Annotated in this window: 5 protein-coding genes; 1 reads left to right on the top strand and 4 read right to left on the bottom strand. The window is 58.4% G+C overall.

Annotated features, from left to right (window positions below):
* Window positions 1–91: 91 nt before the first annotated feature.
* The 4 genes from IWW33_RS04090 to IWW33_RS04105 form a co-directional block, all read right to left on the bottom strand.
* Window positions 92–3,808: an RHS repeat protein gene (locus IWW33_RS04090; protein WP_115275603.1), complete on the bottom strand. Its 3,717-nt coding sequence runs from the start codon at window positions 3,806–3,808 to the stop codon at window positions 92–94.
* Window positions 3,809–3,866: 58 nt separating this feature from the next.
* The gene (locus tag IWW33_RS04095; RefSeq protein WP_196914201.1) at window positions 3,867–6,683 is read right to left on the bottom strand and encodes a hypothetical protein; all 2,817 of its coding nucleotides are present in this window, start codon (window positions 6,681–6,683) and stop codon (window positions 3,867–3,869) included.
* A gap of 2 nt (window positions 6,684–6,685) precedes the next feature.
* Window positions 6,686–9,184: a hypothetical protein gene (locus IWW33_RS04100; protein WP_196914202.1), complete on the bottom strand. Its 2,499-nt coding sequence runs from the start codon at window positions 9,182–9,184 to the stop codon at window positions 6,686–6,688.
* A gap of 170 nt (window positions 9,185–9,354) precedes the next feature.
* Window positions 9,355–11,151, bottom strand: a complete 1,797-nt coding sequence (locus IWW33_RS04105; protein ID WP_196914203.1) for a hypothetical protein — start codon at window positions 11,149–11,151, stop codon at window positions 9,355–9,357.
* Window positions 11,152–11,454: 303 nt separating this feature from the next.
* On the opposite strand from IWW33_RS04105, the gene IWW33_RS04110 reads away from it, so the two are divergent.
* Window positions 11,455–11,889, top strand: coding sequence for a hypothetical protein (locus IWW33_RS04110; RefSeq protein ID WP_115275599.1), 435 nt, complete (start codon window positions 11,455–11,457; stop codon window positions 11,887–11,889).
* Window positions 11,890–11,910 lie beyond the last annotated feature (21 nt).

Genomic DNA, 11,910 nt, shown 5'->3' on the forward strand with positions numbered 1-11,910 from the left:
GCGCTCGATCTCAAGGGCACCAGATCACTCCGGATATGCGCCTAACCGCATCGCCAAAGCCCAGAAACACCGGTTACACCGTGCGCACCGCTCAAAGGGTTTCCTGCATCGCCAGGCGATCCAGCGGGTCATACGCATAGTTCGCGCTGGCTGTACCGGCCGCCCCGTTGACGCTTTGCAAACGCCCCAGCGCATCGTACGCAAGCGTGCGCCCTTGCTCGTCAAGCACCAGGTTGCCGTCCAGGTCATACTCGAGCGCGACAATAAGCGGCGAATCCTCAAGCCCGCGAATTTCGAAACCAGTCAGCTGTGCAGGATCCAGTTCATTGTCGAACTGATAGCGGGCATCGAGGGTGCCACCGTCAAAACGCGTGCGCACTCGGGAGATATTGTCCAAGGCATCGAAATCGAAGCGCTGGGCCTGGATTTTCTTGCCGTAGGGGTCGACCGGCAGGTATGCGTCTTCGCCCTCACACATGTAATCGGTCAATCTGCCACGCTCGTCGTAGGTGTAAGCCTCCTCTCGCAGCACTCGCCCGTCCTCGGTGAGCGTCTTGCTCACGATCGCATCGAGCGCATCATAAGCCTGCGCCAGCACTTGTTGCGCATCGTCAAAATCAAAGCGGCGCGACGTTTCACGCTCAAACTCATCGTACTCAAGGGTGGTCTGCAAACTGCGAACGCTGCCATCGGCATCACGCGCCTGGGTCATGATCGACCTGTTACGCCCCAGCGAGTCATAGGTGAACGTACTGGTCAGCGTACCCAGGCTGGTTTGTTCGAGTTGGCCCAGCGAATTGTAGGTATAAGACTGAACCTGCCCGAGTACATCGGTGTAACTCAACAGGCGTCCGCCCAGGCTGTGTACATAGGCCATCTCGTAGCGAGCCCCCTGCTGAACTCGCGTCTCCGACCGTACCTGGCCGGTACTGAAATAAGTACGCGAAAGCTCCTCGCCCTGCTCCTTGCAGTACAGCAACCGCGCATTCTGCTTGTCATACTGGTATTGAGCCTCGACCCCCGAGTCAATCACCGTCCGTTGCAAAGGCTCTTCACCCAACTGAGGCAGATATTGGTAACGGATTTTCTGGCCACTGGGTGTGATGACCGATTCAGGCTGACGCATGCCATCGGCATACTGCAGCACGCGCCGGCGACCGCCGGTAATTGATTCGACCATGCGACCCAGGCCGTCGAACACCTGCTCACCCAGCACGCTCTGGGTAGCGCCATCGGGGTGCAGCACCTTGATCAGCACCGGCAAGTCTTCATCGCTGTGACCAGCATACTCACGCACCACCTGCGAGCCATCGGCCAGGGTATGCGTGTGCAAGCGGTCGAACTCATCAAAGGCGAAAGCAGTCTGGGCGGCGCGGCCGTCGATTTCTCGCGCCGTGCGCCCAAGGCCGTCATAAAAGTACTGGTGCAAGCTCTCGCGCGTACCATCCAGGCGCAAACGTTCGACCCGTACCGGCTTTTCGAAAAGATTCTGCCAGGTGACGGTCTTGCCAGTGCGCAACAGGCCGTCCGCCGACTCGCGCCACTGGGTGAGGATCGGCCCTTTCGATTCTGGCGTACCGATCGGGTCGATCTGCTCATGGGTGCGCACGCCGTCGGGGCCGATTTCACAGCTGCGCTGCCCCCAGGCGTCGTATTCGAAGCGGGTGCGCAGCGGCAGATCGTCCAGCGCCAGCCATTCATATTCGGTTTCTTCAAGCAGATTGCCCAAGGCATCGTAGGCAGCGCTGTAGCTCAACCGTGGCGCCTCCTGGGCGGCCATTGTCTGCGCGAAGTCAGGGTCCTGGCGCAACTGGCGAACCACACGATTGAGGCCGTCTACGTAGCTCCAGGTGGTAACCCCTTTGACATCTTTCATGACCTGCACAGCCTGATTTCCCGTGGAGGACAACTGGTAGCTGTATGCGCGCGCGGCTTTGAACTCCTCCATGTTCGGAGCCACCGTTTCCAGCACTACACGCCTGAGCTGGTCGTACTCGTAGGCAATCTGCACTTGGTTTTCATCATAGTTGAGCAGGGGCTCGCCGATCAGCTCCGAGTACTGCAGCGTATTGACCTTTTGCGCCCCGTCGAAGCCGGTCACCGTAGCTTGTGTCTCCACTACCGGGTGCTGATTCACCACCCGTAGGGCATAGCGGTAGTCGGTACGGGTAGGCTTGCCGCCCATGCTCCGCACCTCGCTCAGGCGCCGGCCATGCAGCAGCGGATCGGCCAGCGCCTCGGCGTACTCAATCCCGGTATGGCAGAGGATGGTGCCGTCAATCACACGCACCTGGGTTTCGCTGTCTGGCAAAAGCTGGCCCTTGGCCTGAGCATCGAGTGCGCCCAAGGCGATATAGGTGAAATTTCGGCTCAGCGCCTCTGCCCTCCCCTCACCGTCGGCTGCGGGCACCAGCACCTGTGATTTAAGGGTGCGCACGAAACCTTCCGGGTCGCTCGGACAACCCTCGCTGGCCTCGGCCGGGTAATAGCTATAGCGTGTCTGTACACCATTGGCCTGCACCTCCAGGGTGAGGTTGCCGTGACTGTCGTATTGCGTGGCGGACACTTCAGTACGGCGATCCCTGGAGTTGCCTTGTAACGACCAGGCAGAGGTCACCGTGTTTGGCAACTGGAAGTTGTTCGGCTGGTCTGCGAACCCAGTGTCACTTCGTTCGTGATAGGTCGTTGTGACGGTTTCGATGCAGCCTTGCTGGGTGGTGACCTGCGAGGTCAGCAAGTGAAAGCGATTGAATGTGCGCTCAGTCATACGCAGCGCGGTGCCGTCCTGATACTGACTCGCAGTCGAACTGTAGACAAAGCTGGAACCGGTGAACTTGTACAGGTTGTCCAGCCCGTTGTCCTCCCAGGCCACCCCCGTGCCATTACCAAGGAAGTTGTTGCTACTGAAGGCATACCGCGTTTCGATATCCGGCTGCCCCCCGCCCGGGCTCAGGACATGCCGCTGCACGTACGGCACCGTTCGCCCTTGGCCGCCGGGCAAGGCATGGCCGTCATCCTTGTACTCAATGACTTCGCGTGCACCGACGGGAGTGTGCAGATCAGTCAGGCAGCGCAACTCGCCCACCCGGCGATAAGTGAATGCCCAGCGTGCCTGGTCCGCAGTTGGCAAAACAATCTTGACCAGCTCATCACCCGTGCGCTCCAGGGTGTAGCGTGCGAACGCTTCGGAATCAGGGTTCAGGTCGATCAGCACCCGTGAATGGCTACTGTAATCGATCTTGAGCAAGGTGCGCGGGCGACCGTTGACCTGGGTGTCATCGGTAATGGATGCCAGGCACGGCTCGCCGTTTACCACCTGGTAGGTCAGATTGATGCCGTGCCCGCTCGCTGCCAGCACGCGTACAGGCAAAGCCACCGCAAATGTGGGTGCCTGCGGCTCAAGCAGCTCGATCAAGCCGGACTTGTGGGCGATCCGAAAACACTTGTTCCCTCCCTCGCTGACGTTGTCGAAATGAAAACTGTCGATCTTGCGTTCAGGTATCACGGCCTTTTCGCCAGGGCCATTGTCTGCCACCTTGAAACTCTCACCCGTATGCAAGCTGAGCATGCCGCTACTGACGACAAACTGGCTGAGGTTAAGGCTCCAGCCGACACCGAATCCGGTGTCCTGGCTGTTCAGCGGGTTGTAGCCCAGGCGCAGTGGCAGCGTGGGGCCGCTGAGGTGGTTGGCAGGCAACTCGGGCAGCTCTATCAGTAGTGAATACAACCCGGTTCGCGGGTCGACACTCCCCTGCACGAAGCTGAGAAAATTGAAAGCGTTGGAATGAATAAGGGATTGCGTCGTCATAGGAACACACTCGTTCTGATAGCGGAAAAAAGTCGCCCCGCCAAGGGGCGACAAACACTTACTGAAGTTCAAGCGTCAGTGTGTTTCGGCCATCGGCTCCGCCGCCAAAAGTGGCCTTGAGCCGGTGCGCAATGCCAAAGTTGTCGATCAGGGTGAACAACAATGGCTTGTCCAGCACTTCACGGTATTTCTTGCCGCCTGTGTCGTACCAGTAGTTCAGGTTGGGCGCCCGATCCAGGCTTAACAGCAGGCTGCCTTCGGCGACGTCTTCCTGCCCCTTGAAGCCGTAATCCAGTTCCTTGAAATTCACCAAGGACTCTTTCGCCAACAACTGCAACTCAGCCTGATACTCGATGCCCGTAGACGCAGGTACCGCACCCGGGTAACGGCGTGGCTTGAAGGCGAAGCCGGTGTACGTGCAATACGACTCCTTGAGCAGTTCGCTTTCCCACCTGATCATCGAGGCGTGATCGAAACGAGCGCTGGCAAACTGCACGTCCCTGGCGCTGATCACCCAGTAATCGGTGGTGTAGTGCCAATAGTTGAAGGTATCCAGCGGCTGGCCGTGATCCGAACCCATTCGGCTGGCCACACGTTTTGCCACCATCGAGTAGTTGCTGATGCTCGGTGCCGGTACACGCACCCCTTCAAGTTGCACGACCCCCTTGGTTTCGTCCTTTTCCTGCGAGTAGTGCCAGCCATTGGAATGGTCCTGGAACTTGGCCTTGAACTTACTGACTTCCGCCTCCAGGCAATGTACATAGACAGTCACCGTGCGCCTGGCATCAGCGGGCGTGCGCAATGGCACCTGCGCAGCCGGGGTGCTGCCGGTGGGCAAGTAGTCGAAGCGATTGCGAACCTTGCTGACCGCCCATTTCCTCGGGGAACCGGTTTCGTCCGGGTCAAGCCCTTCGCACCCGGGACTCAGATAATCGACTTCAGTGCCATCCTCATGCAGGATCACCAGCGTCGAGAGTTCCAGATCACTCACTGGGTCCCAGACCACACCCTCATCGCCCTCGAACGAGTTGGTTTCGATCAGAATGTCGATACCGACCTGCTGCAGCCCATTGGCCAGCACCCGGTTGCGGTTGGCGTTGTTGAGCGAAATTTCGAACCTGTTGAGCGTCTTCCAGCGCGCCCGCAGGCTGGCCACTTGTTGTGGCCTGTTAGGCTGGTGCTCGATAACGGCAAAACCGGAATGTATGCCAGCGATACCGGCGACCACGCTGACTTCGCCCGCGTCGCTTTCAGGCGCCGTGTACGCGCCGGTGGCCGAGTCGATCTCGCCGGCACCGAACAGTACCCACCGGTCAGCGGGGTAGTCGGCCAAAGTGAACGTCTGCATCCCGCTCGGTGGCATCGTGCTCACATGAAACGGTTCAACCTTCAGCACTGGGGCACGGTTGAGTATCACCACAGTGGCATAACCACTCTCGGCGCCGCAGCTGACCTTGATACGCTGCAGCACGACCTGGGCCGCCCCCGCCTGGTCCTTGGGCACAAAGTGGGCGATGCGCGGGTCGGCAGGGTCGGGCCGCAAGATGCCATGCTCCCCCCCCTCGAGCGACCATTGCACCCCTTCACTCTGGGACGCATTCAGCTTGATCGCAGCGTCTCCCTCGCCCCAAAGCACCACCCTGGGTGATATGGCCAAGGGGTCGCTGGACTCGACCACCAAGGCCGTACTGGTCTTGTTGCCCGTTTCGCCGGCAACGTGTGCAGTGACCACCACCACTTGTTGATGGCTGACGAACTCGTTCAGCGCTGAGGCGGTATAGCGGCCTTCGACGACCTCACCGCAGGCTCGCGGATGAAGCAGGTTGCGCGCCGACCATGCACCGGCGGGTGTTCCCTTGAGTTGGTAATTGACCTGGCGCGAGGCCGCGACACTGCTCAGGGCAGGTTGCAGGTCTGCGCTTTGCGCAGTGGCCCCGATGTCACCGAACAGAATTGCATCATGCGCAACATGCTCTTCGGCCATGCTCACCTGATAAGCCTGCACCAGCATTATCCGCGCCAGCGTGTTTTCGGCACGCCGGCTCAACAGTGACGCCCGCATGCGGTCTACCAGCAAGGCAGCGTTGTAGTTGCCGCCCCCGTCATCCAGCGCGGGCAACAGGTAGGGCAGCGCAGAAGGAACGTCCCCCCGGGCAGCACTGCCGCGCAGTTGCATCAACAGCAGCACTGCACCATCGTCTTCGGGTGAGGCGCCACTGCCGCCGCCCTCAGGTGCTTTCTGGGTCACGACATCGAAGCTCTCTATCGCCGTCGCGTCATAACCCAGCAAGTCGAGTGTCAGCACAGGCAGTACCCACTCAGTGCGTTGCTGATCAAGTTGCTGCTTGATGAAGTCTCCCATCGCACGGCTGGCGATCTCGGACGAGGCCAGATTACAGGTAGGCTCGGTGACAGTGCTCAGGTCCAGGATCAACTGGCTCTGGCTGGAAAAGGGTATGGGAATCACCCTCAACACCGCCTGCATCTGCAACTGGTAACCCATGCCCTGCATCAATACATGACTTCGACGCAGCCAGGCTGGCACCCCGGAATGCTGAGCGATCGCATGGCAGGTACCGGCGATCAACTCCATGCTGACGGTGACGTGCGCCGTTCTACCGCTGGCATGCTTGAACGACAGTTGCGGGGGGCCGAGCATGAGGTTGTCGAACACGACCTTCTCGGTACGATTCTCCATGAAGTACTCGCCGCTGATCGGCAAGGTAAAATCCTGCGTCGCGAAAGCATCGACAAATTGTGTCTGGAGCAACTGATTGAAGCGCTCACGCCCGATGGCCAGGATTGCGCCCCAGCCATGCAACACACTCCCTTTTTCCAGTTCATCGAGCAGGTTTTGTTTGGAGTTGGCAGCCATGATCAGCTCCTCCTTTGAGTGCTGTGCACCTGGACATGTTCGACCAGTTCGATGTGGGTCTGCTCGTAGGGCATGGGCAGCACTGCGTAGTCCCATAGAGGGAGCCGCGTGGAAGTCTTGTCAAACGCGGCAACGATGATGTAGTCACCTTCCGCACCCGGCGTGTAGATCCCTGTCGTTGACAGATCGCCCTCGCCCTTGACCAGAAACCACTGCGTGTCCGCAGGCGGTATCTCCACATCGCCCTCGTCCCAACTTTGTACCCACAAGGCCAGTTTGAGGGTATTGTCCGTTTGCGCAGTGACCCTTATCTCGGCAGTGGTGGTTGTCCACGGAATAACCACATCCATGGCCTCTGTGTGTGCCCCCGAGCTCACGGTGACCGTGTCCAGCTGCATCAGAAAATCGACTGTACCGGAAGCCCCCGGCTGTCTGGTTGGGGCGACGTAGATACGCGTTTCCTTGTCCACCGGAATGTCCAGGTCCGAATCTTCAGCGCCCGGTAACCGCAGGGTGCCTTTGGAGCCCGGCTTCATCGCCCAGCTCAACGGAGCGCCCAGGCTGCCGCCGACCACAACGTAACGGGATGGTTTGGCAGGCGACTGGTCAGAGAATTGGCCGCTGAGCATGAAGGGGAAAACCGAAACGCCCTGCGGCACGACGGTCACCAACGCCCGGCTGACCTGATCACCGGCCGTTGCGGTAACGATGACCCGCTTGGACGTCCCCGTGATCGCGTCGCTTGCCGGCGCGGTGTAAACACCGTTGGCAATGGTGCCCTTGTCCCCTGACTCACCTGGCAGGTGATCGAGGCTCCAGGCCACAGCTGCACCAGGAAGTGGCGCCAGCCTAAAGGTCTGTGTGGTGCCCGCAGAAAGCGTGGCTTCCAGCGGTTCGACGGCGAATGCGGTGAGCTTCGGTGCCAAAGTACCCAGCAATGACAGGTCGCCAGGTACCTGCAGGTTCCGAGGCTCAGCGATTTGCTCGCCACGGAACAGCAAACCGTTCAACCGCAGCACATCGATAGACGCGCCTGCCGACGCAACCGCCGTAACCACCTGATCGAACGCGTTTTTGAAAGAAGTTATGAAAAGGTCTTGGGCTGTTTTGAATACTTCTTCCAACCACACGAATTGCCGACCGTCGTATTGAGCCAGAGCAACATCGATCTGTTGTTCTTTTTTCACCACTTTGACACGGCCTTTGTGCTCGCCAGCGGTCTCGAGTTCAAGTGCAAAGTTTTGCCGACACGTATAGTCAATCACCACCGGATATTTGACTGCCAGACTGCCATTGCCCCCATTGGCTCTCCAGACAAATTCGTCAGACTCCAGAACCGGGTGGCCATCTTCAGACGGCGGCCATTGGCCTTTCCACTCCAGCACAATAACGCCGCCCTTTGAAGCAAGCGTCATGTTCACCGAGGTCCTCAGCAAATCAAACCGCCATGCTTTGAAGCCATCGATGCGCCTGGCGGTAATTGCACCGTCCAACCCTTCATACAAAGGAGGCGTTGAAAAACGGTGTGTCTGCTCGGGGCTTGTAACGGTGAGCCCCGGCCAAGTCAGCTGGGTGATGAAACCTGCCTGCGACTCATACTCCGGTTGCTCGTTTTCATAACCCGGGACTTTCTTGAACATCTGGGCAAGCACCTGTTTGCTCCAGACATCGTTGCCCACCAGCAGGTTCATCGTGAACGGATCCGAGGAACCCGACTCCGGCAACAAGTACGGCATGTCCTCGTCCCGGGTTGGGAAGTCGCCCCCCCGTGCACCATTGAACGCGACGCCGACCACCACTGCGCCCTCGTCCAGCTCAGCCGGATCACTGCTGACGATCGATTGCCCAGCCTTGGCCAACGAATGGGTACGCACCGCAAAAGACGTGGGTTTGAGTTCGCCCTCGACAGGCTTGAGAGTGTTCAGCTCCCACACCCGCTCCTCGGCCGGTAGCGCTGCGAAGGCGCGCTGAATGGCGCTGCCGACCTTTTCGTTCAAGTCTTTCCAACTCGACACTTCGAAGGTGTAAGCCGAACCCTGGGAGAGGTCCAAGGTCACTCGCCCTTCATCCGTGATCGTACCGTTATTACTTTGATTGAGGTTGATGTTCATGCGTACAGCCGGGGCGCTCAACGGATCGAGCCGCGAAAGCCCTACCAGTTCTGTTTGACCACTGCCGGGCGTTCTGCGCAGTTGTTTGAACTTGCCCCCCGACACGTGCATGCTTAAACGGGCAGCCGAACTACTGATGCTGGAATTGACGAACGACAGGCTGGGCTTGTCCAGCGTCAACTCAGAAATATCCGTCCAGCTGCCGCCCTCCGTTTCCACCCGCAGGCTGATCGGTTTCAACCAGTGACTGCCATCAAACCGTTCGATATGTTCTTGCGCCAACAGCATGTTGGTTTTAAACCGGTCATAAACCAGCAAGGCGCCCCACCCTTTCGTGCGGGGTTCGACGCTCAGGTAAGACAAATACTCTTCGAGTGTGGGCTTGGCCATTTAATGTATCTCCAGACAATCGAGTCTTCATTAACAGGCGAGCGACACCTGTCCTCAGGCCATGTAAATGCCTAAAGAAAACAGGTACGACGCACGTTGTTGGGTATCCGCAGACGCCCTTAATGGCGCAGTAGCAATGCGTTGGCCACAGGGCGGTCGGTCAGTTGTTTCTAGCGGTTCAACGTCAGTGTGATACTTCTAAACGGCGTGAAATAAACGCCGCCGTCAAAGCTGAGCCGTGGCGAAATGGTAAAACTTTCGCCCATTGTCAACCCTTCCAGAAATGCCTTGGGCAACTTCGCCCTTACGCCGTTCTCGGCTTGCTCGGCAGTGACAGGAGCGCTGTCCAGAATCACCTCTTCGACCTCGCCCGTCGCGGTCACGCCACTGACCACAACTGTCAGCAATTGGCCCTGCTTACCGAACAGCCAAGTGCCCAACGCCAGGTCGGCCCCCGCTGCCGGTACCTTCGCCAGAGAGAGCCCACCTGCATCGGCCTGCGTGCAGGTAATCTGTGGGTAGCTGGTGCTGGGCACCGGCGTAATCCGAAGGTTGTAGGGCGCCGAGTCGACTTGGCCGGTAGCACCGATCAGCCGGTAAAACACCTGAAAGCGCCTGGACTCGTCCTTTTCGCCGCGCCCAAAATTGGCTGGCACATAGTCTTTGGGAATGAAGAAGCGAAGCGGGTTGGCCGGGCTGACCGGCTCCTTGGCTATGTACTGGCCTAGCGCTGACTGGCCCATCCAGTGCACCTCGGCAAGCTCCCCTGGGGCCAGCGTGTCTGCAGGCACTACGACGTAAACCCCGTCCTTGGCTTCAAGGCCGGGGATGCGGCCAGCATCAGCCGGGCCTTCTGGAATGGCACCCCTTACATCGGCGGCAGGCAGCGACCGTATCAATGCCACAGTCACCTGAAGCTCACTCGAGCTCAAGTTGCCTCCCTTACGTCCATACAGGTAACTCAATCGCACACTGCTACCGGCGTTTTGCATCACATTCTCGACGGGCACTCGAAAAAAAAGCGAGCCGGCAGCCAGGCTGCTGGGATCGACCCGCGCCGCCTGGACCAAATCACCCGCCGGGCTGCGCCAATGCAGGACAACATGGTCAGACACCTGCATACCTGGATACGCCGGCACCGCAATGGCCAAACCATTGCGAAACTGTGTCGGGTCCAGAGGGTCACCTTCGCTGTGGCCCTCGATGCGCGGGGCAGCGAGCAGGTCGGGCAACGTTGCCTTCGAGTCGATTTCCCAGCGCTGCAGAGGCGAATCGACACTACCACCGTCCACCAGGTCAATGCGGTAGAAGCCTTCCATGTAGCCTTTTTCCAAGAAACCGAACCAGTTTTTGGGCACATCGGCAGACAATGGAATCTTGTCGAAATGGTCTTTTGTCACGGTCAGCGTACGCGACCAAACGCTATCCTCCACTCCGTCCTCGTCATACCCCACCAGTTGCAGCGTGATCGTGTCATCTACCTGCATGGCCTGATACGGTGCAACCAGCATCGTAATTGCCCCACCGGCGGGCAAGGCACCTGGCTGAAGTGTCAAGCCATGTGACGGCAAGGCATGCAGCACCGAAAGGGTTTCCGGTTCGGTCCGTGCGCGCAGCCCTACGTAACAGAACTTACGCAGGGACTCCTGCCCATCGTTGACCTGATAAGAGTAGAACGCCCAACCCCCTTCGGCGGCACGGAGCCTGTCGTTGCGGATAGTGACCTCAAGCCCATTGGCCACATCCTCCGGGCCAACTTGAAGCTGCGCTGTAACATCATCAAACGCCTCGCCGGACGGGCTGGCACCCACCCAACGGGGCCGAACAAAGTCTCCATCTTGCATACCGGTATATTTAATGTAGGTCATCAGGTTCCGGCCACCCAATGCCGTCAGATCAACTTCATCATATTCATTCAAATCAGGAACTTCTGGTTCCTCGAGCAATGCTCTGTGCTGCGCACTCATGTTTAACGACCTCGGATTAAAGACGGTGGATACCCAACCGTGGTAATGGCTGAATAACGCCGTTGACGGTTGATAAATAATGAAGGCGTTACCCCCTGCCCACCGTGTACCGCCTGCGACTGATCTGAACTCAGTTATAAACCGCCCTGAATAAGCCGGACAACTGGCAAAACTACTAGGTGCGCCTTAAGGCCAACTCTCCTAGCCTTTGATCAGGCTTTACAGGCCCTGCGCGCGAACCTGCGCTGACATTGGCGACTCACACCCAGATGAGTGAAGCGCTTAACCAATGAGGTTTCTGTCATGACACATGAAAATACTCCGCTTCAATCAGGGGTCATTATCGTTACCGATCCCGACCAGGATTCCCGGGCACTCAACATCCCTGTAATTACCAAGGGCGGCACCTTCACACTTGACCTGACAAGCGGCGACACTCGACTTGGCACACCGCGCAAAATTCAAATGGACGACATACCGTCTGCATCACTGATCACCTTGTATTCCAGAAATATGAAGGCGGGTGAACCCGAATGGAGTTTGCGCTTGAAAACCACGCACCATACGGCACGCTTGAACAATCAGGATGTTGATTATTTCTTCAACACCTATATTGCCAACGACTTTATCAAAGAGGGTTTGGGTATCGTCGTAGAGGGCAAAAGCACGGGTACAGTCAAGCGCGACACCCTCGGCAAAGTGGTCGTTGTAACTTCACCTACCCCCCCCACCCGCTGAGCTGAGTGGTTTCACGAGGAA

Origin of the sequence: Pseudomonas sp. M2, from assembly GCF_015751845.1 — a bacterium.
Classification (GTDB): domain Bacteria; phylum Pseudomonadota; class Gammaproteobacteria; order Pseudomonadales; family Pseudomonadaceae; genus Aquipseudomonas; species Aquipseudomonas putida_E.

Coding starts and splice junctions, on each gene's coding strand:
- IWW33_RS04095 (WP_196914201.1), bottom strand. CDS start 6,683: ATGGCTGCCAACTCCAAACAAAACCTGCTCGATGAACTGGAAAAAGGG.
- IWW33_RS04090 (WP_115275603.1), bottom strand. CDS start 3,808: ATGACGACGCAATCCCTTATTCATTCCAACGCTTTCAATTTTCTCAGC.
- IWW33_RS04105 (WP_196914203.1), bottom strand. CDS start 11,151: ATGAGTGCGCAGCACAGAGCATTGCTCGAGGAACCAGAAGTTCCTGAT.
- IWW33_RS04110 (WP_115275599.1), top strand. CDS start 11,455: ATGACACATGAAAATACTCCGCTTCAATCAGGGGTCATTATCGTTACC.
- IWW33_RS04100 (WP_196914202.1), bottom strand. CDS start 9,184: ATGGCCAAGCCCACACTCGAAGAGTATTTGTCTTACCTGAGCGTCGAA.